The sequence below is a fragment of the Pseudomonas sp. SWI44 genome (genome assembly GCF_002947915.1).
GTDB classification, from domain to species: domain Bacteria; phylum Pseudomonadota; class Gammaproteobacteria; order Pseudomonadales; family Pseudomonadaceae; genus Aquipseudomonas; species Aquipseudomonas taiwanensis.
Map to the genome: position 1 here is coordinate 2,016,210 of NZ_CP026674.1, position 22,854 is coordinate 2,039,063.

At 64.3% G+C, this 22,854-nt stretch carries 20 protein-coding genes; 13 read left to right on the plus strand and 7 right to left on the minus strand.

Annotation, left to right across the window (positions count from 1 at the left end):
- Positions 1–20: 20 nt before the first annotated feature.
- Positions 21–740, plus strand: a complete 720-nt coding sequence (locus C4Q26_RS09575; RefSeq protein WP_023378344.1) for a 16S rRNA (uracil(1498)-N(3))-methyltransferase — start codon at positions 21–23, stop codon at positions 738–740.
- Here the strand turns inward: C4Q26_RS09575 and C4Q26_RS09580 are convergent.
- From C4Q26_RS09580 to C4Q26_RS09610, 7 genes are all read right to left on the minus strand, one after another.
- Positions 737–1,354: a hemolysin III family protein gene (locus C4Q26_RS09580; protein WP_027907942.1), complete on the minus strand. Its 618-nt coding sequence runs from the start codon at positions 1,352–1,354 to the stop codon at positions 737–739. The genes C4Q26_RS09575 and C4Q26_RS09580 overlap by 4 nt on opposite strands.
- Before the next feature lie 114 nt (positions 1,355–1,468).
- Entirely contained in the window at positions 1,469–1,942 is a 474-nt protein-coding gene (locus C4Q26_RS09585) for a chemotaxis protein CheW (RefSeq protein WP_023378341.1), read from the minus strand.
- On the minus strand, positions 1,935–7,226 hold the full coding sequence (locus tag C4Q26_RS09590; protein WP_104883029.1) for an Hpt domain-containing protein: 5,292 nt from the start codon (positions 7,224–7,226) through the stop codon (positions 1,935–1,937). The genes C4Q26_RS09585 and C4Q26_RS09590 overlap by 8 nt, the downstream gene beginning before the upstream one ends.
- A gap of 10 nt (positions 7,227–7,236) precedes the next feature.
- Complete coding sequence (locus C4Q26_RS09595; RefSeq protein ID WP_023378339.1) at positions 7,237–9,297, minus strand: methyl-accepting chemotaxis protein; 2,061 nt, start codon at positions 9,295–9,297, stop codon at positions 7,237–7,239.
- An 11-nt stretch (positions 9,298–9,308) separates the two neighbouring features.
- Positions 9,309–9,863, minus strand: a complete 555-nt coding sequence (locus C4Q26_RS09600) for a chemotaxis protein CheW (protein WP_023378338.1) — start codon at positions 9,861–9,863, stop codon at positions 9,309–9,311.
- The gene (gene pilH, locus C4Q26_RS09605) at positions 9,860–10,225 is read right to left on the minus strand and encodes a twitching motility response regulator PilH (protein ID WP_023378337.1); all 366 of its coding nucleotides are present in this window, start codon (positions 10,223–10,225) and stop codon (positions 9,860–9,862) included. Before pilH ends, C4Q26_RS09600 begins: the two co-directional genes overlap by 4 nt.
- A gap of 47 nt (positions 10,226–10,272) precedes the next feature.
- Positions 10,273–10,674, minus strand: coding sequence for a PleD family two-component system response regulator (locus C4Q26_RS09610; RefSeq protein WP_023378336.1), 402 nt, complete (start codon positions 10,672–10,674; stop codon positions 10,273–10,275).
- A 265-nt stretch (positions 10,675–10,939) separates the two neighbouring features.
- Between C4Q26_RS09610 and gshB the strand changes: the two genes are divergently transcribed.
- The 12 genes from gshB to phaZ all read left to right on the plus strand — a co-directional run bounded on the left by gshB (position 10,940) and on the right by phaZ (position 22,841).
- The gene (gene gshB, locus C4Q26_RS09615; protein ID WP_023378335.1) at positions 10,940–11,893 is read left to right on the plus strand and encodes a glutathione synthase; all 954 of its coding nucleotides are present in this window, start codon (positions 10,940–10,942) and stop codon (positions 11,891–11,893) included.
- Positions 11,894–11,984: 91 nt separating this feature from the next.
- On the plus strand, positions 11,985–12,884 hold the full coding sequence (locus tag C4Q26_RS09620; RefSeq protein ID WP_104883030.1) for an energy transducer TonB: 900 nt from the start codon (positions 11,985–11,987) through the stop codon (positions 12,882–12,884).
- A gap of 487 nt (positions 12,885–13,371) precedes the next feature.
- The gene (locus tag C4Q26_RS09625; RefSeq protein ID WP_023378333.1) at positions 13,372–13,941 is read left to right on the plus strand and encodes a YqgE/AlgH family protein; all 570 of its coding nucleotides are present in this window, start codon (positions 13,372–13,374) and stop codon (positions 13,939–13,941) included.
- Entirely contained in the window at positions 13,941–14,366 is a 426-nt protein-coding gene (gene ruvX, locus C4Q26_RS09630) for a Holliday junction resolvase RuvX (protein WP_023378332.1), read from the plus strand. Before C4Q26_RS09625 ends, ruvX begins: the two co-directional genes overlap by 1 nt.
- Before the next feature lie 48 nt (positions 14,367–14,414).
- The gene (pyrR, locus tag C4Q26_RS09635; RefSeq protein WP_023378331.1) at positions 14,415–14,933 is read left to right on the plus strand and encodes a bifunctional pyr operon transcriptional regulator/uracil phosphoribosyltransferase PyrR; all 519 of its coding nucleotides are present in this window, start codon (positions 14,415–14,417) and stop codon (positions 14,931–14,933) included.
- 12 nt (positions 14,934–14,945) lie between these two features.
- Positions 14,946–15,950, plus strand: a complete 1,005-nt coding sequence (locus tag C4Q26_RS09640) for an aspartate carbamoyltransferase catalytic subunit (protein ID WP_027907939.1) — start codon at positions 14,946–14,948, stop codon at positions 15,948–15,950.
- Positions 15,947–17,218, plus strand: coding sequence for a dihydroorotase (locus C4Q26_RS09645; protein WP_023378329.1), 1,272 nt, complete (start codon positions 15,947–15,949; stop codon positions 17,216–17,218). The genes C4Q26_RS09640 and C4Q26_RS09645 overlap by 4 nt, the downstream gene beginning before the upstream one ends.
- A 213-nt stretch (positions 17,219–17,431) precedes the next feature.
- Entirely contained in the window at positions 17,432–17,962 is a 531-nt protein-coding gene (gene hslV, locus C4Q26_RS09650) for an ATP-dependent protease subunit HslV (RefSeq protein WP_023378328.1), read from the plus strand.
- Positions 17,963–18,038: 76 nt separating this feature from the next.
- Positions 18,039–19,382 carry an ATP-dependent protease ATPase subunit HslU gene (gene hslU, locus C4Q26_RS09655; protein ID WP_023378327.1) on the plus strand — a complete coding sequence of 448 codons (1,344 nt, stop codon included), beginning with the start codon at positions 18,039–18,041 and terminating at the stop codon, positions 19,380–19,382.
- A gap of 133 nt (positions 19,383–19,515) precedes the next feature.
- Positions 19,516–19,893: a gamma-butyrobetaine hydroxylase-like domain-containing protein gene (locus tag C4Q26_RS09660; protein WP_023378326.1), complete on the plus strand. Its 378-nt coding sequence runs from the start codon at positions 19,516–19,518 to the stop codon at positions 19,891–19,893.
- A 353-nt stretch (positions 19,894–20,246) separates the two neighbouring features.
- The gene (phaC, locus tag C4Q26_RS09665) at positions 20,247–21,926 is read left to right on the plus strand and encodes a class II poly(R)-hydroxyalkanoic acid synthase (RefSeq protein WP_023378325.1); all 1,680 of its coding nucleotides are present in this window, start codon (positions 20,247–20,249) and stop codon (positions 21,924–21,926) included.
- 63 nt (positions 21,927–21,989) lie between these two features.
- Complete coding sequence (gene phaZ, locus C4Q26_RS09670) at positions 21,990–22,841, plus strand: poly(3-hydroxyalkanoate) depolymerase (RefSeq protein WP_023378324.1); 852 nt, start codon at positions 21,990–21,992, stop codon at positions 22,839–22,841.
- Positions 22,842–22,854 lie beyond the last annotated feature (13 nt).

Sequence of the window (22,854 nt, forward strand, 5' to 3'; positions counted from 1 at the left end):
TCAATACTCCGAGCAGAACCATGAGACTGTCCCGCTTCTTCATAGACGCCCCCCTGAGCCCAGGCGAGCACGACCTGCCCGAAGCGCAGGCCCACTACATTGGCCGCGTGCTGCGCATGGCGGCTGGCGATGCCGTGCAACTGTTCGACGGCAGCGGCCAGGAGTACCTCGGCCAACTGTTGGAGGTGGGCAAGAAAAGCGTACGCGTCAGCCTTGACCAGGCTCTGCCTGGGCAGGCCGAATCGCCACTGCACATTCATCTCGGCCAGGGCTTGTCCCGAGGCGAACGCATGGACTGGGCGATTCAGAAAGCCACCGAGCTTGGGGCGAACGAGATTACCCCAATCGTCAGCGAACGCTGTGAAGTGCGCCTGAAGGACGAGCGCGCCGACAAGCGCCTGGCCCATTGGCGCCAGGTGGCGATCAGCGCCTGCGAGCAATGTGGCCGATCCACCCTGCCGATCATTCACCCTCCCGTCACCCTCGCCGAGTGGCTCAAAAGCACCGAAGCCGACCTCAAGCTGGTATTGCACCCGGTAGCAGAGCCTCTGACCCGCCACGCCAAACCGACGCGCCTGGCCTTCCTGATTGGCCCGGAAGGCGGCCTGAGCGAAGCGGAAGTCGACCAGGCAAAAGCCGCCGGCTACCACGCCGCCCGGCTCGGCCCACGGGTGCTGCGCACCGAAACTGCACCGGTGGTGGCGCTGTCGGTGGCACAGCAGTTGTGGGGCGACTTCTAACGCACGTAGAACGACACGGCAATGAAGTGCATCAGGCTGCCGGCGATCACGAACAGGTGCCAGATGCCATGCCAGTGGCGGAAGCGACTGTCGAAGGCGAAGAAGATGATGCCCACGGTGTAGAACACCCCGCCGGCCGCCAACCAGGCGAAGCCGGCGCCACCCAGGCTGCGCAACAACGGTTCGACCGCGACCAGGACGATCCAGCCCATCACCGCGTAGATGACGATCGACAGGATCCGAGCTTCGGAACGCGGCTTGATTTCCTGCAGCATCCCAATCACCGCCAGGCCCCAGACCACGCCAAACAGGGTCCAGCCCCAAGGCCCCCGCAAGCTGACCAGGCAGAATGGCGTGTAGCTGCCGGCGATCAGCAGGTAGATCGAAAGATGATCGAGCTTGCGCATGATCACTTTCGCCCGTCCACGAGTGCTGTGGTAGAGAGTGGAAATGCTGTAAAGCAGCAGCAATGTGCTGCCATAGATGGAGAAACTGACGATTTTCCAGGGGTCGCCCTGCAGGCCCGCTACCACGATCAGCCAGATGGCGCCGATGCAGGCCAGCACAGCACCGACCAGATGCGTCCAGGCGTTGAAGCGTTCACCGTAATACATGCAAACACAGACCTCCTGAGGTGGGCAGGGTTCCTGTCTTGGTCGATTCCGACTCTATCGTCGGCAAGCCGGCTTCTACAACTCGCTGTGTGTAGGGGCTAGCCAAAGCACATGCTAACTGGCGACAGGTTGCAGTTGCGCGTCACGCACCAACCGCTCCAGCGCCACCAGGTCCGGCACCCGCGCCACCTGCTCGCCCACCTGCACCGCTGCCAGCTCCAGGCTGCCCAGCGCCACATCCACATAGTTGAGCTGGCTGTCGAGCTTGCACGAACGGGGAATGTCCTGCAGCAACAACGCCAGGTAACGCAGCCCGGTGTCGCCCAAGGCATTGAGCACGACGATGCGCGCGCGTTCGCCACAGGGGGTTTCGCCGCCGCAGGCCGCTTCGAAACCGATCAACGGCAAGTGCTGCTGGCGCCAGTCGATCCAGCCCAGGTGCCAGGCCAGCGCGTTGCGCTCGCACGGCAGCGAACGTCGGCCAAGCAACTCGGCCACGGCAACGTTGGGCAATACCAAGGTGCGGTCCCCCAGGGGCAGCAGCAACCCGGTCAGGCTGCTGCGCTGGCCTGCGATCAGTTCAAGCATGGGTCTGGCTCCAGTGGGCGATGCTCTGCAACAGGACCGACTCCTGATAAGGCTTGCCGAGGTATTCGTTGACGCCGATGGCCATCGCCCGATCACGGTGCTTCTGCCCAGTACGCGAGGTGATCATGATGATCGGCAGGTCCTTGAGGCGCTCGTCGCGGCGAATGCGGGTGGCCACCTCGAAACCGTCCATGCGCGGCATTTCGATATCCAGCAGCAGCACATCGGGCCGATGCTCTTCGAGCTGGGTCATGGCATCTACACCGTCCTTGGCCGTCAACACGCTCATGCCGTGACGCTCCAGCAGGCGGCTGGTGACCTTACGCACGGTAACCGAGTCGTCCACCACCATCACCAGCAGCGCCCGTCGTGGCGCGGGGCCAAATGCCTGGCGCTGCGCATCGCTGCCTCCCGGCAGGCGTGCCAGACGCCGTTGCTGACCACGCAGCTGGCCCAGCAGGTCAAGAATCAGCACCACGCGGCCGTCACCGAGCAGGGTCGCACCGGACAGCCCCGCCACTGCGGCGAACTGCGGGCCCAGACTCTTCACCACGATCTCACGGCTGGGTGACAGGCTGTCGACCTGGATGGCGAACGATTGCTCCTGGGAATGAACCAGCAAGACCGGCAGGGGCACGCTCTGGCCCAGCAAGCTGGGCCGCGCCACGCCCTGCAGCAACTCGCCAAGATAACGCAGCTCGTAGGCATGGCCGGCGTACACATAGCGAGGCGAACTCAGTTGGTAGCAGGCATCGAGTTCCGCTGGCGGCACGCGGACGATACCTTCGATGGTATTGAGCGGAATGGCGTACTGCTCTTCCCCCAGGTGCACCATCAGAGCGCGGTTGATCGACACCGTGAACGGCAAGCGAATCAGGAAACGCGCGCCCTTGCCTTGGGCCGACTCGATGCTCATCGAGCCGCCCAGCTGCTTGACCTCTTCATGGACCACATCCATGCCCAGTCCGCGCCCTGAAATCTGGGTGATCTTCTCGGCCGTGGAAAAACCTGGGCGCAGGATGAACTGCAGGATTTCGTGATCGCTCAATTGTGCTTGCGGGTCCAGCAACCCGCGCTTGATCGCTTTGCGCCGCACCGCCTCCAACGGCACACCGGCACCATCGTCGGTCATTTCGATGACGATGTCGGCGCCTTCGTGCAGCAGGTTCAGGTGAATGGTGCCCTGCTCCGGCTTGCCAGCGGCCAGGCGTGCCTCACGCGACTCCAGACCATGGTCCACGGCATTGCGCAGCATATGTTCCAGGGGCGCTACCATGCGCTCCAGAACGCTGCGATCCAGTTCGCCTTCGGCATTGCCGACCACCAGCTCCACCTGCTTGCCCAGCTCGGTCGCCACCTGCCGTACCACTCGCTGCAAGCGCGGCACCAGCCGCTCGAACGGCACCATCAGGGTCGCGGTCAGGCCTTCCTGCAACTGGCTGGCTACCCGTGCCTGCTGCTGCAGCAGGCTGTAGGCCTCCTGGGCGCGCTGAGCCAGGGTTTCCTTGAGGTCGAGCAAGTCGGAGGCCGACTCGAACAGTGCCCGCGACAGCTGCTGCAACTGGGAGTGACGGTCCATTTCCAGCGGGTCGAAGTCGTCGTAGGCATCGCCCTCGATTTGCTGACGGCTGGAAATCCGCCCCTGGGTCTCGATGTCCAGGCGCAGCAGTTGATCGCGCATGCGCTCCAGCGTGGTTTCCATTTCGTTCAACGCGAACTGCGCGTCGTTGACCTGCTGCTCGATACGCCCGCGAATCACCGAATGCTCGCCGGCCAGGTTACCCAGCTCATCGAGCAACTCGGCATCGACCTTGACCATATCGCCCGCTGCCCGCTCGGGCGTCGTGGCGGGCGCTTCGGCCGGTGTCGCGTCGGCCGGGGCCTGGCCGGCAGCGCTGTCGGTCAGGGCCGCACTGCTGAAGTTACGGATGTAGTCGATCAGCGCCGTGGCTGCATGCAACGGCTGGCCCAGGCGCACGGCATCGAGCATGTGCGCCAGGCGGTCGTGACAGTTTTGCAGCAAGGCGAACAATGGCGGGCTGGGTGGCAGACGCCCGGCGGCCAGCAGTTCGTAGAGGAACTCCAGCTCATGGGCCAGGTCGCCGATGGCCGCGATTTCGACCATGCGTGCCCCGCCCTTGAGGGTGTGCAGGTCACGCAGCAGGTTATCCACCTCGACGCTGCTGCGCGGGTCGGCTTGCCAGCGCGCCAGGGCCTCGGCGGCACTTTCGACGATGTCCGAGCTCTCTTCCAGGAAGACTTCCAGCAGTTCCTTGTCGCCCGGGCTGTCCGCCTCTTCCACAATCGCCTCGCTGCTGGGCGGTGGCGGCGCGTGGCGCACCTCGCGCATTTCGCCCAACAAGTCGACCGCCGAAGACGGCGGCTGGCCCTGGCGCAAAGTGTCGAGCATCTCGCCCAGGGCCGCGTGGCCCCGCCGTAGCAAAGCGATCAACCCGGTACTTGAGCCAAGACGGCGGTCGACCAGGGCCTCGTAAAAAAGGCCAAGCTCTTGGGCCAGCCGCTCGACCGCGCCGACCGCAGCCATTTGTGCAGCCCCCTTGAGGGTCTGCATGTCGTGTTGCAGGGACGAGAGCGTGGAAAGATTGTCCGGTTCCTGACCCCATTGCTCCAAGGCCTGGTCGGCACTGTCGAGGATGTCCCGCGCCTCTTCGAGGAACAGTTGCGCCAACGCCGGGTCTTCAAGGTCCACGGCGGGCCGCAGAGGCTTGACCGAATCGCGGCCCACCAGGCCGGTGGCATCCGGTGCCAGGGCCTCGGCCAGCAGGCTGCGCAACGCATCGATCCGCTCCGGCCTGGCCGTGACCTCCTGCCCCGCCGCCACTTCGTCGAGCATGTCCAGCAGCGCCTCGTGGGCCTGCTGGGCCTGGGCGAAGAAGCGCGCATCCGCAACCAAGCTGCCCTCTTCCACTGCCCCGTAAAGATCCAGCAGCGCCTCGCAGACATCATCCATCTGCCACAGGTCCGCCAAGTGCGCGCCGTGACCGAGGGTGGTCAGTTCATCCAGCAGGGTGTCCAGTTCCTGCCGCTGGCCGGGGTGCTCCTGCCAGCGTGAAAGCAGCGACTCGGCATCGAGCAGGATGTCCATGCCTTGCCCCAGGAAACTGGCGATCAATTGCGGATCCCGTTTGCTTCGACGCCCATGCTGGGGGTCTTCGTGCAGCGTGGCCAGGCGCTCGTCCACCCTTTGCCCGACCTGCTCCATCAATTGCGCCGCACCGGCAATGGCCGCCAGCGGCGTACTGCCGAGCTGGGCCAGGCCAAGGTGGAACAAGGTGCGCGCTGCTTCCAGCCATTGCAGCTCGGCGACTTGCAGCGGCAACTGATGCCCCTTGTATTCACGAACCAGCCGGTCGAATGCGGTGGCCAGCTCGGCGATCGGCATGACACCCGCCATGGCCGCGCTGCCTTTCAAGGTATGCAAGGCACGCTGCAGGGCATCGCTCACCGGGGTGTCGTGGCCGGCCGCCTCCTGCAGGAAGCTGTCCAGGCAAGCCAGGTGCCCCTGTGCCTCGTTGCGGAAAATGTCCAGTAGTTGCGGGTCGAGACCCTCGACCTCGGTGCTGGCAGGTGCATCGTTCTCGGCCAGCACGTGCAGGTGACTCGCCAGCTGTTCGATTTCGGTCAGTTGTGGCAACTGCCCTGCCGCAAAGTCGGCCAGCAGGTCGGGCAGGTGAACGAATACACGCTGCAACGTCACCACGGCCTCCGGCACCAGCGCGATGCGCCCTTCCAGCACGCGGTTGAGCAAATGCTCGGCGCCCCAGGCCAGCTCCGCTACCGCCTCGGCATGCACCATGCGCCCACTGCCCTTGAGCGTGTGCAGGGCGCGGCGCACTTCGATCAAGGCTTCACGCAGGTGGTTGTCGGCCCGCCAGCGCAACCAATGCCGTTCGATGTCCGGCAGCAATTCGCCGGCTTCCTCAAGGAACACCTGGCGCAGTTCGTCGTCGATGCCGTCGCTTCCCGCCGACGAGTCGGCGCCAGTCTCGACCAGCGTGCATTGCACCCCCAATGCCGCCAGGCTGGCACGGGCCATGTCGATGAAGGGCTGGCCATCGGCCAATGGATCGGCCACCCGCCATTGCAAGTAGCACTCAGCAGCGCTCAGTGCTTCGGCCAGGTGCGTGAGCTCGTCCGCTGGCGGTTCGACGTCCAGGTGCTGCAACCACCCCTGGACGTAACTTGCGCAGCCGGCAAACACCTCGGCGGCAACCGGCAGCATGAGCATCGACAACGCGCCGCGCACCTGCTGCAGCAAGCCTGGCAGGGGCTGCAGACGTTGCCGGGGCCAGCCGGATTCCAGGCAGTCACCGATCAGGTCCTTGGCCTGCTGCACCACTGACAGCGACTCGCTCAGCACCAGCTGTCGAATTTCGGCCAGGTCCGAGCCAGGCAGCCCGCCCTGGCCGCCTTCCTCCAGTGGCCCGACCATGCCGTTGAGGGTGGCTTCGACGTACAGCAACGCGCCTGCCACATCCATCAGCACGGCGTCATCTGCTGCACGCTCGCCGAGCGCCAGTGCCTGCAGGGCCAGAACCTGGTCGATGATCACCCGTCGTGGTTGCTGGAAACCCAACACCGCCAAGGTGTCGGCGACATGGCGCAGGGGCGCCAGCAAGTCTTCCAGTTGCTCGCTGTGCTGACGGTCGCCACGCACGAAATGGTCCAGGCGCTCTTTGATGCGCATCAGGTCATCGCACAACGCCGTCACCACCGAGCGCAGGGCATCGCGCCCTGGCCCCGCCTGCATCTGCTCGCGCCAGTTGCCCAGCGACAGGTCGAGGTTGGCGAGGTCGTCGGCCCCGGCGAAGCGCTCGGCGGCGCCGCCGATCAGGCTGCCTTGGGCCAGCGGGCCTACACCACGGCAGGTGCGCAGTTGGTTGAGCAAGGGCAACATCACCAAGGGCAAGTCGTGGCGCGCACCGCGCAACCGCTCCAGATAGGAGGGCAGCTGCTCCAGGCCCCGGAACACCGCGCCCAGGCACTCTCCTCGTGGGCTGACCTGGCCTTCGGCCAAGGCCCTGGCCAGTAGCTCCAATTCTTCAGCCAGGTGGGCCGCGCCCCGCAATTCAAGCATGCGCAAGCAACCATGAACCTGGTGCAGGTTATCGACGACGAACGCCAGTATCGACAGGTCGCCCGGTTCCCCGGCAAAGCGCTCCAGCGCCTGGCGGGCCTGACCAAGGCAATCGAGGATGGCTGCCTTGGTCCAGGCCAGGGCAACCGTATCGTGACGTTCGGGGGTGACTGCGGCAGACGCCATGGACAACTCCTCAGCGTGGCTCGGCAGGTGCCGGCAAGGTGAAGCCGGACACCGAGCGACGCATCTCGCTGGCCATGCGAGCCAGGTGGCGGATACTGTCGGCGGTCGCCCCAGAGCCTGCGGAGGTCTGCGCGGTAATTTGCTGGATCACCGCCATGGTGTGGGAAATCTGACCAGCCGACGACGTCTGCAACTGGGCGGCATCGGAAATGCTGTGGATCAGCTCGGCAAGGTTCTGCGACACGCCTTCGATCTCAGCCAGTGCTACCCCGGCGTCCTGCGCCAGGCGCGCGCCGCGCACCACTTCGGCGGTGGTCTGTTCCATCGAGATGACCGCTTCGTTGGTATCGGCCTGAATGGTGCGTACCAAGGCCTCGATCTGCCGCGTTGCCGAGGAGGAGCGCTCCGCCAGGCGCTGCACCTCGTCGGCGACCACGGCAAAGCCGCGACCGGCTTCGCCCGCCAGCGATGCCTGGATTGCCGCGTTAAGGGCAAGGATGTTGGTCTGGTCGGCAATGTCGTCGATCAGGCTGACGATATCACCGATCTCCTGGGAGGACTCGCCAAGCCGCTTGATCCGCTTGGCGGTGTCCTGGATCTGCTCGCGGATGTTGTCCATGCCGTTGATGGTGTTGTGCACCACCTCATTGCCTTTGTTGGCGATGGCCACCGACCGTTCGGCTACCTTGGCCGACTCGTAGGCATGGGCCGATACCCGGTCGATCGACTCGACCATGTCGCCCACCGCCAGCGACGCCTCGCTGATCTGCTCGGCCTGATGCTCCGAAGCCTTGGCCAGCTGGCGCGCGGTGTTCTGGGTGTCCTGCACCGCCGCGGCGACCTGTTCGGCGCTGTGGTTGATGGTCGCGACCAGATCGCGGAGCTGGTCCACGGAATAGTTGATCGAGTCGGCGATGGCGCCGGTAAAGTCCTCGGTCACCGACACCGTCACGGTCAGGTCGCCGTCGGCCAGTTCTTCGATCTCATCGAGCAGGCGCATGATCGCCTGCTGGTTGCGCTCGTTCTTTTCTGCTGTTTCCTGCAACTGCCGATGCGTTGTCCGCACCATCACCAGGCCGATCAGGATGATCGAGGCCAGTGCAAGCAGACCCAGCACGTAACCGCCGACGGTGTCGAGGGTCCGCCCACTGGCCAGGTTCTCGAAGCTGTTGGCCAGGTGCGAGGCCTCGTCCAGCAAAGTTTGCGAGAGGCTGAAGATGTTGCTGGCAGCCTCGCGCACGCGGAACAGCTCGGGCGAAGTTTCAAGAATTTCGTCCACCGAACCGGCCACGAACTGGAACAGCTCGGCAATTTCGGCCAACCGCGCCCGCGCATCGGCGTCCTCCACGCGCGTGACCTGAATCGCCGGGTTGCCCCCGAGCATGCCTTCGAGCACCTGCCCGAACCGGCTGGCATCGCGACCAAAGGCGTCGGCAGCCTGGGCGGCCGTGTCATCACCCGCCAACACCGTGTTGACCGAACCGAGAATACGTTCGGCCAGCAACAACTGGCGCTGGGCGACCACCACCTGGTTGGCCGGGGCGCCGCTCTGCAGCAGGATCTCCACGACTTTTTCGTACTCGACCTGCAACTGCGGCACGGTCTCAGCCAGGGTTGCCGCTACCTGGTGCAGCGACAACACGGTCTGCTCGCTGGCCAGGATGGTATCGGTGTTCTTGCGCAGGTTTTCCCAGTCCTGGCGCACCGCCTCCATCTCGTCGCGCACCGCGACAGGCGCTGCAGGCAAGCCAGTGGACTTGTCACCTTCGCGCAAGTAGCTCCAGCGCCGCTCGAAGTCGTTGCGTGCATCGGACAGCAGCTTGAAAGCCAGGGCCTTGCCGGCGGCCGCCTCGGTGGCGTTCTTGGCGATGCGTTGGGACAGCACGCGCAACTCGCCAGCATGACCAATGTACTGCTTGTCGTGGTTGGACTGGGTGTTGAGGTAGGCGAAATTGGCGAACAGCAGGATGATCGACAGAATCAACACCACGAACAACACGGTGATCTGCGCGCTGCTGCGCGTGCGCTGGGTCACTGGGGGCGGAGTGACACTGGTGGCCGGCTTGTTCACGTTCGAAGGTCCTATAACGCCACATCGAGAAAGCCCGGGGCCTGGGCCAGGGCGAAGGGGCTGAAAATCGCCCAGTTGCGCTCGCGGGGGAAATGCCCCTGGACGAAACGCGTCGCAGCACGCAGCAACGGCTGGGGCGGCGACAGTTCAAGGCTGCTCAAGGCGAAGTGCTGCAGGCCCAGCACCTCGTCGACCAACAGCCCAACGAAGAGGTCTTCGTGGTCCAGCACCAGGACCCGACGCTGCTTGCCCGGAGCCGCCGGGCCGAGGCCGAAAAAGCTGCTCAGGTCCATGACCGGCAGCAACCGGCCACGCAGATTGGCCACACCGCATACCCACGGCTGCACGCCCGGCACCCGACTGCTGCGCGGCTCACGCAGCACTTCGGCGACTTCGCCCATGGGTGCTACGAACCATTGTCCGGCAATGCGAAAGCCGATGCCGCTCCACTGTTGCAGGCGGGTATCCTGCGGTGGCTGGTCAGCCACCAGCAAACGGCAGCGCCGGTCTATGTCCAGCAACAGCTCGAAAGCGGTGAGCGACGCGCCTTGCGGACGGGTGGTCAAGCGCCCAGCACCTCTTTGAGCTTGGCGATCAGTGCGTCTTCTTCCACGGGCTTGGTCAGGAAGTCACGGGCGCCCTGGCGCGTGGCCCAGATGCGGTCGGTTTCCTGGTCCTTGGTGGTGACCACGATCACCGGGATGGCGCTGGTTTCCGGGTCCTTGCTGAGCTGCCGGGTAGCCTGGAAACCATTCATGCCTGGCATGACGATGTCCATCAGCACCGCGTCGGGCTTTTCCTGGCGGGCCAAGGCGACACCATCGGCACCGTTGTTGGCCTTGAGCACCTGGTAGCCGCGTTTTTCAAGCCACTCGGTCAATCGGTACATCTCTGTCGGCGAATCGTCGACAATCAGAACTCGGGCCATGCTGGTTCCCCATCAGGACAATGAAAACGGCGCCATGGCGGGCGCGATCAGGGTGCGTGTTGTTCGGGCGCGGCGAAACCAGGGACATGCGCCCTGATCGCGTCGAGCAGCTCTTCCTTGCTGAAGGGTTTGGTCAGGAACTGGTCCGAGCCGACCACCCGGCCGCGAGCCTTGTCGAACAGGCCATCGCGGGACGACAGCAGAATGACCGGGATGTCCCTGTAGGCGCTGTTGTGCTTGATCACGGCGCAGGTCTGATACCCGTCCAGACGCGGCATCAACACATCGACGAAGATGATCTGCGGTTGGTGGTCGACGATCTTGACCAGGGCATCGAAGCCGTCGCTGGCGGTGATCACCTCGCAGCCCGCTTCGCCGAGCAACATCTGCGCGGTGCGGCGGATCGTGCGTGAATCGTCGATCACCATCACCTTCAGGGGTTGTTCCATAAATGCCTACCAGTGGAAGTTAGCTGCAAGTGGTGCGGCCATCGCCGGCAAGCCGGCGCCTACACGGTGAGCGCAGGCTTGCCGGCGATGGGCTGTGCGCCCGCTGCGACACAGACGCCACAAAGTGCTTGCAGCTGCACTTTTAGCATACTCCGCAAGGCCATTCCATCTGCCGCGCCCCTTGACCAGCCGCGTTCCCGGCGCCACCCTGAGCCACTTTTCTTTCGATCCATCGCGGCCTCGGGCCGCCAAGAGGAACCACCCCATGAGCGTTCGCCTCGGCATTGTCATGGACCCCATCGCGTCCATCTCCTACAAGAAGGACAGTTCGCTGGCCATGCTGCTGGCCGCCCAGGCCCGTGGCTGGAGCCTGTTCTACATGGAACAGCGTGACCTGTACCTGGGTGCTGGCCAGGCCCGTGCGCAGATGCGCCCACTGAAGGTATTCGCCGACCCGGCCCGCTGGTTCGAGCTGGGTGAGGAGCAGGACAGCGCGCTGACCGATCTGGACGTGGTGCTGATGCGCAAGGACCCACCCTTCGACATGGAGTTCGTCTACAGCACCTACCTGCTGGAGCAGGCCGAGCGTGACGGCCTGCTGGTGGTCAACCGCCCGCAAAGCCTGCGCGACTGCAACGAAAAGCTCTTTGCCACGCAATTCCCGCAGTGCATGGCCCCGACCCTGGTCAGCCGTCGCGCCGACATCCTGCGCAAATTCGCGGCCACCCATGGCGACGTGATCCTCAAGCCGCTGGATGGCATGGGCGGCACTTCGGTATTCCGCCACCGCCCGGGCGACCCCAATCTCTCGGTGATCCTCGAGACCCTGACCCAGCACGGCGGCCAGCAGATCATGGCCCAGGCCTACCTGCCGCAGATCAAGGACGGCGACAAGCGCATCCTGATGATCGACGGCGAGCCGGTCGACTATTGCCTGGCGCGCATTCCGGCCAGTGGCGAAACCCGTGGCAACCTGGCCGCCGGCGGCCGTGGCGAAGCCCGCCCGCTGACCGAGCGCGACCGCTGGATCGCCGCCCAGGTGGGCCCGACCCTTCGAGAGAAGGGCCTACTGTTCGTCGGCCTGGATGTGATCGGCGACTACCTGACCGAAATCAACGTCACCAGCCCGACCTGCATCCGCGAGATCGATGCGGCCTACAACACGGACATCGGCGGCAAGCTGATGGACGCCATTGATCGCCAGTTGAAGACGCGCTGACCGCCGACACGCGGCAAATACGCGGAGTGGGGTATGATGCCGGTCCTTTACAACTGACCTGCTGCCCCGCCCCGCGGTTGCTGGATACCTGATGACGCTGCCTGCCGACATCCCCGCCGACCTGCTGCCACCGCGCGTTCGCCCGGTGGACCGGCTTGGCTTCACCCTGTTCCTGGCTGCCCTGGTTCACCTGGCGCTGATCCTTGGTGTGGGCTTCAGCGCCGTCGAACCGGCGCAGATCCGTCACACCATGGACATCACCCTGGCCACCTTCAAGAGCGAGAAGCCGCCGGAGAAGGCCGACTTCCAGGCACAGAACGACCAGCAAGGCAGCGGTACCCTGGACAAAAAGGCGGTCCCGAAGACCACCGAGGTTGCACCGTTCCAGGACAGCAAGATCAACAAGGTCACCCCTCCTCCAGCGGCGAAGCCTGACGTGGAGCCACCACCGGCGCCGCAAAAATCCGCAGTGGCCACCAAGGCGCCCAAACCGCAGAAGGTCGAGCCCAAGGAGAGCAAACCGCAGCCCAAGCCTGCGGTGCCCGCACCGGACTTCGACAGCTCGCAATTGTCCAGCCAGATCGCCAGCCTCGAGGCCGAGTTGTCCCACGAGCAGCAGCTGTATGCCAAACGCCCGCGCATCCACCGGCTCAACGCCGCCTCGACCATGCGCGACAAGGGCGCCTGGTACAAAGAGGAGTGGCGCAAAAAGGTCGAACGGGTGGGCAACCTCAACTACCCCGAAGAGGCGCGCCGGCAGCAGATCTACGGCAACTTGCGGATGATGGTGTCGATCAACCGCGATGGTTCGCTGTACGAGGTGCTGGTGCTGGAGTCATCCGGACAGCCAGTATTGGACCAGGCGGCGCAACGAATCGTGCGGCTGGCTGCGCCGTTTGCGCCGTTTACCGGGGATCTGGCGGAGTTCGATCGGCTGGAGATCATTCGGACCTGGCGATTTGCCCGTGGGGACCGGCTGTCCAGTAATTGATCGAGAGGGTACGGTCTGGGGCTTGTGGTGGGGCGTGAATCGAGCGTCGCTCGCGCTGCGCATCGCGAGCAAGGCTCGCTCCTACGCTTTGTTCGGGCCGGTCACGCCAGCGTAATTAGCACCCGCCCCTCCCCGTAGGAGCGAGCCTTGCTCGCGATGCGCCACACAAGCGGCGCTCAATCCCACAAACGCCAGCTTGTTCCGGGCCAGTCACGCCAGCATAACTTGCACCCGACACCGCTCCCCCCTCGTAGGAGCGAGCCTTGCTCGCGATGCGCCACACAAGCGGCGCTCAATCCCACAAACGCCAGCTTGTTCCGGGCCAGTCACGCCAGCATAACTTGCACCCGACACCGCTCCCCCCTCGTAGGAGCGAGCCTTGCTCGCGATGCGCCGCACAAGCGGCGCCCAATCCCACAAACGCCAAAAACCTCCCGACATACAGAGCACCTTGTCAGTCTCGCCACCTGGCGCCACACTATCTCCCATGAAAACCCTCACTCCGAGCTACCTCAAGCACCAGTTCCTGATCGCCATGCCACACATGACCGATCCGAACTTTGCCCAGACCCTCACGTACATCGTCGAGCATAACGCCAATGGCGCCATGGGCCTGGTGGTCAACCGACCTCAGGAGCTGAACCTGGCCGACATTCTCGAGCAGTTGCGCCCGGACGAGGAGCCACCGGCCAGCACCTTGCAGGTGCCGATCTACCAAGGCGGCCCGGTGCAGACCGACCGAGGGTTCGTCCTGCACACCAACGAATGCAGCTTCCAGGCCACCGTCGCCCTCGACGGCCTGTCGCTGACCACTTCGCAGGACGTGCTGCTGGCCATCGCTGCCGGGGTGGGCCCTAAACAGAGTCTAATCACCCTGGGCTACGCGGGCTGGGAAGCTGGCCAGCTGGAGGCCGAACTGGCCGACAACGCCTGGCTCAACTGCCCCTTCGACCCCGAGATCATCTTTGGCCTGGCCAGCGACCTGCGGCTTGATGCCGCCGCCGCCAGCCTGGGGATCAACCTCAATCTGCTGACCAGCCAGGCGGGCCACGCCTGATGGCCGAACTTCGCCTGCTGCTGGGCTTCGACTACGGCAGTAAACAAATTGGCGTGGCAGTGGGCCAAGTGATCACCGGACAAGCCCGCGAGCTATGTGTGCTCAAGGCGCAGAACGGCGTACCGGACTGGAACCAGGTGGAGAAGCTGATCAAGGAATGGAAACCCGACGCCATCGTCGTCGGCCTGCCGCTGAACATGGACGGCACGCCCAGCGACATGAGCGAGCGTGCTGAAAAGTTTGCCCGCCGCCTCAATGGCCGCTTCAACCTGCCCGTGCACACCCACGATGAACGCCTGACTACCTTTGAAGCCAAAGGCGAGCAGATGGCCCGTGGCGGCCGGCACGGCAGCTACCGCGACAACCCGGTCGATGCCATCGCCGCTGCCCTGCTGCTGCAAGGCTGGCTGGAGGCCAACACTTAAATCCGCTTTGCCGCCGGGCCAACCCGGCGCCCTCCCAAGGAGCACGCAATGAGCCTACCCAACCCCGCCGAGCTGATCCGGCAGATGGCTGTCGACCTTCGCGCCCATCTGGCCCGCCGCGCCATTACCGAACCCCGCTTCATCGGCATCCGCACGGGCGGTGTCTGGGTAGCCCAGGCCCTGCAGCAGGAAATGGGTGATAGCAGCCCACTGGGGACCCTGGATGTCTCGTTCTACCGTGACGACTTCAGCCAGAACGGCCTGCATCCGCAGGTGCGGCCGTCCGAGCTGCCGTTCGAGGTCGAAGGCCAGCATCTGGTGCTGATCGATGACGTGCTGATGAGCGGCCGCACCATCCGCGCCGCCCTCAACGAACTGTTCGACTACGGCCGCCCGGCCAGCGTGACACTGGTCTGCCTGGTCGATCTCGACGCCGGTGAACTGCCGATCCGCCCGAACGTGCTCGGTGCCACCCTGTCGCTGGCCCCCAATGAGCGGGTAAAATTGACCGGACCCGCACCGCTCGCACTCGAGCGCCAGGACCTCGCCACCGCTTCCGCCCTTTAAGAGTCCCCCGCGATGACGCCACTCGACGCCAAGCGCCCGCTGCAGCTCAATGATCAGGGCCAGCTGCGCCACTTCCTCTCGCTCGACGGTTTGCCCCGCGAACTGCTGACCGAGATCCTCGACACTGCCGACTCCTTCCTGGAAGTCGGCGCCCGGGCCGTCAAGAAAGTTCCTTTGCTGCGCGGCAAGACCGTGTGCAACGTGTTCTTCGAGAACTCCACCCGAACCCGCACCACCTTCGAACTGGCTGCCCAACGCCTGTCGGCTGACGTGATCAGCCTCAACGTATCGACCTCCTCGACCAGCAAGGGCGAGACCCTGTTCGACACCCTGCGCAACCTCGAAGCGATGGCCGCCGACATGTTCGTCGTACGCCACTCCGACTCCGGTGCCGCCCACTTCATCGCCGAGCATGTCTGCCCGGATGTCGCGGTGATCAACGGCGGTGACGGCCGCCATGCACACCCCACCCAGGGCATGCTCGACATGCTCACCATCCGCCGTCACAAAGGCAGCTTCGAGAACCTTTCGGTGGCCATCGTCGGCGATATCCTGCATTCGCGCGTCGCCCGCTCCGACATGCTGGCGCTCAAGGCCCTGGGCTGCCCGGACATCCGCGTGGTCGGCCCGAAAACCCTGATTCCGATCGGCATCGAGCAATACGGCGTGAAGGTCTACACCGACCTCGCCGAAGGCCTGAAGGATGTCGACGTGGTGATCATGCTGCGCCTTCAGCGCGAGCGCATGGCCGGTGGCCTGCTGCCCAGCGAAGGCGAGTTCTACCGTTTGTTCGGCCTGACCACCGCTCGCCTGGCCACCGCCAAGCCCGACGCCATCGTCATGCACCCGGGGCCGATCAACCGCGGCGTGGAAATCGAGTCGGCAGTGGCCGATGGCAAACACTCGGTGATCCTCAATCAGGTCACCTACGGCATCGCCGTGCGCATGGCCGTGCTGTCCATGGCCATGAGCGGGCAGAACGCGCAACGTCAACTCGACCAGGAGAACGCCCAGTGACCATCAGTATTCTCGGCGCCCGGGTCATCGATCCCAAGACTGGCCTGGACCAGGTCACCGACCTGCACCTGGACGGTGGCCGCATCGCCGCCATCGGGGCGGCACCGGCAGGTTTCAGCGCCAGCCGCACGATCCAGGCCGACGGCCTGGTCGCCGCGCCCGGCCTGGTAGACCTGGGTGTTTCGCTGCGCGAACCGGGCTACAGCCGCAAAGGCAACATTGCCAGTGAAACCCGTGCGGCCGTGGCTGGCGGCGTGACCAGCCTGTGCTGCCCGCCACAAACCCGCCCAGTGCTGGACACTTCGGCGGTGGCCGAACTGATCCTCGACCGCGCGCGCGAGGCAGGCAACAGCAAGGTCTACCCCATCGGCGCCCTGACCAAAGGCCTGGAAGGCGAGCAACTGGCCGAGCTGGTGGCCCTGCGCGACACCGGTTGCGTAGCCTTCGGCAACGGCCTCAAGGAAATCCCCAACAACCGCACCCTGGCTCGTGCCTTGGAGTACGCCGCCACCTTCGACCTGACAGTGGTGTTCCACTCCCAGGACCGCGACCTGGCCCAAGGCGGCCTGGCTCACGAAGGCGCCATGGCCAGCTTCCTCGGCTTGCCGGGCATCCCGGAAACCGCCGAAACCGTTGCCCTGGCGCGCAACCTGCTGCTGGTCGAGCAGACCGGCGTGCGTGCGCACTTCACCCAGATCACCAGCGCCCGCGGCGCCCGGCTGATCGCCCAGGCGCAGCAGTTGGGGCTGCCGGTGACCGCTGACGTGGCACTGTACCAGTTGATTCTCACCGACGAATCGCTGCGAGATTTCTCCAGCCTGTACCACGTACAACCGCCGCTGCGCACCGCCGCTGACCGCGATGGCCTGCGCGAGGCGGTCAAGTCGGGGGTGATCCAGGCGATCTCCAGCCACCACCAACCCCACGAACGTGACGCCAAGCTGGCCCCCTTCGGCGCGACCGAGCCAGGCATCAGCAGCGTCGAGCTTTTGCTGCCACTGGCCATGACCCTGGTTGACGACGGCCTGCTGGATCTGCCGACCCTGCTGGCTCGCCTGACCAGTGGCCCGGCTGCAGCCCTGCGCCTGCCGGCCGGTGAGCTCAAAGCAGGCGGCGCGGCCGACCTGGTGCTGTTCGATCCCAAAGCGTCGACGGTTGCTGGCGAACAGTGGTTCTCCCGGGGTGAGAACTGTCCGTTCATCGGCCACTGCCTGCCGGGTGCGGTGCGTTATACCTTGGTCGATGGGCACCTCTGCCACGAGGCCTGAGTCAAGACATTCGCGGGCAAACCCGCTTCTACAGGGACACGGCTGTTTTCAAGGGCAGCGCAAGACCTGTAGGAGCGGGTTTACCCGCGAATGATCCGACACAGGCCTACCTGCCAAGCCTGACCATTCATCCCCCGCGGTTGAAATCCTTCCCCACACCCCCATATGAGTCTGCATCAGGCACTTTCGCCCCGCTGCGTGGAGACTCTCCCCTTGACCACCATCGTTTCTGTCCGCCGTAACGGCAAAGTCGTCATGGGCGGCGACGGCCAGGTATCCCTTGGCAACACCGTGATGAAAGGCAATGCCAAGAAGGTGCGCCGCCTGTACCACGGACAGGTCATCGCGGGCTTCGCTGGCGCCACTGCCGACGCCTTCACCCTGTTCGAGCGCTTCGAAGGCCAGCTGGAAAAGCACCAAGGCCATTTGATCCGCGCCGCCGTCGAGCTGGCCAAGGAATGGCGTACCGACCGCTCCCTGAGCCGCCTGGAAGCCATGCTGGCCGTCGCCAACAAGGACGCCTCCCTGATCATCACCGGCAACGGCGACGTAGTCGAACCCGAAGATGGCCTGATCGCCATGGGTTCCGGCGGCGCCTACGCCCAGGCCGCAGCCCGCGCCCTGCTGGACAAGACCGACCTTTCGGCGCGCGAGATCGCCGAATCCGCCCTGAACATCGCCGCCGACATCTGCGTGTTCACCAACCATAACCTGACCATCGAGGAGCAGGACCTGGCCGAGTAATCAGTTGTTCTGGCGCCCCCTCCCGGTGATGGGGCTTTTCCACACTGAACCACTCCGCCCAAGGACCGTTTTGACCATGTCCATGACCCCCCGCGAGATCGTCCACGAACTCAACCGCCACATCATCGGCCAGGACGACGCCAAGCGCGCCGTGGCGATCGCCCTGCGCAACCGCTGGCGGCGCATGCAGCTGCCCGCCGAGCTGCGCGCCGAGGTAACCCCGAAGAACATCCTGATGATCGGCCCTACCGGCGTCGGCAAGACCGAAATCGCCCGCCGACTGGCCAAGCTGGCCAACGCGCCGTTCCTCAAGGTCGAAGCTACCAAGTTCACCGAGGTGGGCTATGTGGGCCGCGATGTCGAATCGATTATCCGCGACTTGGCCGATGCCGCCCTGAAGATGCTGCGCGAGCAAGAGATCATCCGCGTGCGCCACCGCGCCGAAGACGCTGCCGAAGATCGCATCCTCGACGCACTGCTGCCGCAAGCCCGTGTCAGCAGCTTCGCCGAAGAGGCCGCACAGACCAGCACCGACTCCAACACCCGCCAGCTGTTCCGCAAGCGCCTGCGCGAAGGCCAGCTGGACGACAAGGAAATCGAGATCGAAGTGGCTGACTCCATGGGCGTCGAAATCGCCGCGCCGCCGGGCATGGAAGAGATGACCAACCAGCTGCAAAGCCTGTTCGCCAACATGGGCAAGGGCAAGCGCAAGTCGCGCAAGCTCAAGGTCAAGGAAGCGCTTAAGATGGTGCGCGACGAAGAGGCGAGCCGCCTGGTCAACGAGGAAGAGCTCAAGGCCAAGGCCCTGGAAGCGGTCGAACAGCACGGCATCGTGTTCATCGACGAAATCGACAAGGTGGCCAAGCGTGGCAACGTCGGCGGTGCCGATGTGTCCCGTGAAGGCGTGCAGCGCGACCTGCTGCCGCTGATCGAAGGCTGCACCGTCAATACCAAGCTGGGCATGGTCAAGACCGACCACATCCTGTTCATTGCCTCAGGTGCGTTCCACCTGAGCAAGCCAAGCGACCTGGTGCCCGAGCTGCAAGGCCGTCTGCCGATCCGCGTGGAGCTCAAGGCGCTGACCCCGGAAGACTTCGAGCGCATCCTGCAAGAGCCGCACGCATCGCTGACCGAGCAGTACGCCGCGCTGCTGAAAACCGAAGGCCTGAACATCGAGTTCGCCGCCGACGGCATCAAGCGCCTGGCCGAGATCGCCTACCAAGTCAACGAGAAGACCGAGAACATCGGTGCCCGTCGCCTGCACACCCTGCTCGAGCGCCTGCTCGAAGAGGTGTCGTTCAGTGCTGGCGATCTGGCCAGCGCCCATGACGAGACGCCGATCAAGATCGACGCAGCTTACGTCAATGGCCACCTGGGTGAGCTGGCGCAGAACGAAGACCTGTCGCGCTACATCCTGTAAGACTGGCAACTGCATCAAGGCTAAACCCGCCGCCATAGGAGCCTGTGGCGGTGGGTTTAGCCGCGAATGGGCCCTTGAATCCCTGCAGCGGAAGCTGGAAGCTAGCAATATCCGCGTCCGAGAGATTCGCCCCATGGCCCGCCTGCCCACCGCCATCAACCTGCACAAAGCTTCGAAAACCCTCAGCCTCACCTACGGCCCCGACGAGGTCTACCACCTGCCTGCCGAATTCCTGCGGGTGCACTCCCCCTCCGCCGAGGTCCAGGGCCACGGCAATCCCATCTTGCAATTTGGCAAGATCAACGTCGGTCTGGTCGGTTTGGAACCGGCGGGTCAATATGCACTGAAATTGACCTTCGACGACGGGCATGACAGCGGTTTGTTCACTTGGGAGTACCTCGAGCAACTGTGCCTGCGCCAGGAACAACTCTGGGCCGAGTACCTGGATGAACTGCACAAGGCCGGAAAATCCCGCGATCCCTCGGAATCCGTCGTCAAGCTGATGCTCTAGCTCAATGGCCGCACGCATTAGAGCGCATTTTCTAATCTCATCTGCTTGAATGCCTTAGTGACGACCCGCTACGGGTTGTCTTGCGCATTACATGAAAGTCGGGTAACCAATGGAGCTGGCAAGTTCCCTGCATCGCTATTCATGCGTTCGGGGGAGAGGCTGGTTGTTGTAGAGGTCGCGAGCGAAAGCAGGCTGTCTTCACACGCAGAATCCCCGCAGCTCATCACCGACACGCACCCGGTCGCAGTACCGCTGTTCCTTATCACTGGTCAACCGAGTAGTAGTACCGGGCTGTCGTCCGTGCACCTGTCACGGAAAACCGGTACGCGTCTCAGGACAACGGAGCGTCGTAGATGAGTAACAAGAACAACGATGAGTTGCAGCGGCAAGCCTCGGAAAACACCCTGGGGTTGAACCCGGTCATCGGCATTCGCCGCAAGGACCTGCTGAGCTCTGCTCGTACCGTACTGCGCCAGGCCGTGCGCCAACCCCTGCACAGTGCCAAGCACGTGGCGCATTTCGGCCTGGAATTGAAAAACGTGTTGCTGGGCAAGTCCGCCCTGAAACCCGAGAACGACGACCGTCGCTTCACCGATCCGGCCTGGAGCAACAACCCACTGTACCGTCGTTACCTGCAGACCTACCTGGCCTGGCGCAAGGAGCTGCACGACTGGATCGGTGAAAGCGACCTGTCCCCGCAAGACATCAGTCGCGGCCAGTTCGTCATCAACCTGATGACCGAAGCGATGGCGCCGACCAATACCCTGTCCAACCCGGCAGCAGTCAAACGCTTCTTCGAAACCGGCGGCAAGAGCCTGCTCGATGGCCTGTCCAATCTGGCCAAGGACCTCGTGCACAATGGCGGCATGCCCAGCCAGGTGAACATGAAGGCGTTTGAAGTGGGCAAGAACCTCGGCACCAGCGAGGGCGCGGTGGTGTACCGCAACGACGTGCTGGAGCTGATCCAGTACAGCCCGATCACCGAACAGGTGCACAGTCGCCCGCTGCTGGTGGTACCGCCGCAGATCAACAAGTTCTATGTCTTCGACCTGAGCCCGGAAAAGAGCCTGGCACGCTTCTGCCTGCGCTCCCAGCAGCAGACATTCATCATCAGCTGGCGCAACCCGACCAAGGCCCAGCGCGAATGGGGCCTGTCGACCTACATCGATGCGCTCAAGGAGGCGGTGGACGCCGTGCTGTCGATCACCGGCAGCAAGGACCTGAACATGCTCGGCGCCTGCTCCGGCGGCATCACCTGCACCGCGCTGGTCGGGCACTACGCCGCACTGGGTGAGAAGAAGGTCAATGCCCTGACCTTGCTGGTCAGTGTGCTGGACACCACGGTGGACAACCAGGTCGCGCTGTTCGTCGACGAGCAGACCCTCGAGTCGGCCAAGCGCCACTCCTACCAGGCCGGCGTGCTCGAAGGCAGCGACATGGCCAAGGTCTTCGCCTGGATGCGCCCCAACGACCTGATCTGGAACTACTGGGTCAACAACTACCTGCTGGGCAACGAGCCACCGGTGTTCGACATCCTGTTCTGGAACAACGACACCACGCGCCTGCCGGCCGCCTTCCACGGCGACCTCATCGAGATGTTCAAGAACAACCCGCTGACCCGCCCCGACGCGCTGGAAGTGTGCGGCACAGCCATCGACCTGAAACAGGTCAAATGCGATATCTATAGCCTTGCCGGTACTGCCGACCACATCACGCCATGGCAGTCATGCTACCGCTCGGCGCATCTGTTCGGTGGCAAGATCGAGTTCGTGCTTTCCAGCAGCGGCCATATCCAGAGCATTCTCAACCCGCCGGGCAACCCCAAGGCGCGCTTCATGACCGGTGCCGACCGCCCCGGCGACCCACTGGCCTGGCAGGAAAACGCCACCAAGCACGCCGACTCCTGGTGGCTGCACTGGCAAAGCTGGCTGGGCGAGCGTGCAGGCGAGCTCAAGAAAGCACCGACGCGCCTTGGCAACCGCACCTACGCTGCCGGGGAGGCATCGCCAGGCACCTACGTCCACGAACGTTAAGTTGCACAGCCGTGGCCACCGAGCGGTGAGCCACGGCGCTACTTTCACCACAGAGTCACGCGCATGCCGCAACCTTACATATTCAGGACTGTCGAGCTGGACAACCAGTCCATCCGCACCGCCGTCCGACCAGGCAAGCCGCACTTGACGCCGTTGCTGATATTCAATGGCATCGGTGCCAACCTGGAACTGGTGTTTCCGTTCATCGAGGCCCTGGACCCAGACCTGGAAGTCATCGCCTTCGATGTGCCCGGCGTCGGGGGTTCGTCGACCCCACGCCACCCCTATCGCTTTCCCGGCTTGGCCAAGCTTACCGCACGCATGCTCGACTACCTCGACTATGGCCAAGTCAACGTCATCGGAGTGTCCTGGGGCGGAGCGCTTGCCCAGCAATTCGCTCATGACTACCCCGAGCGCTGCAAGAAACTGGTGCTGGCGGCGACTGCCGCGGGCGCGGTGATGGTGCCAGGCAAGCCCAAGGTGTTGTGGATGATGGCCAGTCCCCGGCGCTACGTGCAGCCTTCCCATGTAATCCGCATCGCACCGTTGATCTACGGCGGCGGTTTTCGCCGCGACCCTGAACTGGCCATGCACCATGCCGCCAAGGTTCGCTCCGGCGGCAAGATGGGCTACTACTGGCAACTGTTCGCGGGGCTTGGCTGGACCAGCATTCACTGGCTGCACAAGATCAGCCAGCCCACGCTGGTACTGGCAGGCGACGACGACCCACTGATCCCGCTGATCAACATGCGTTTGCTGGCCTGGCGAATTCCCAACGCCGAGCTACACATAATCGACGATGGCCACCTGTTCCTGATTACACGGGCAGAAGCCGTGGCCCCGATCATCATGAAGTTCCTCCACGAAGAACGCCAACGGGCAGTCATGCACCCTCGGCCCGCCTCTGGTGGCTGAGCAGCGCGCTGCG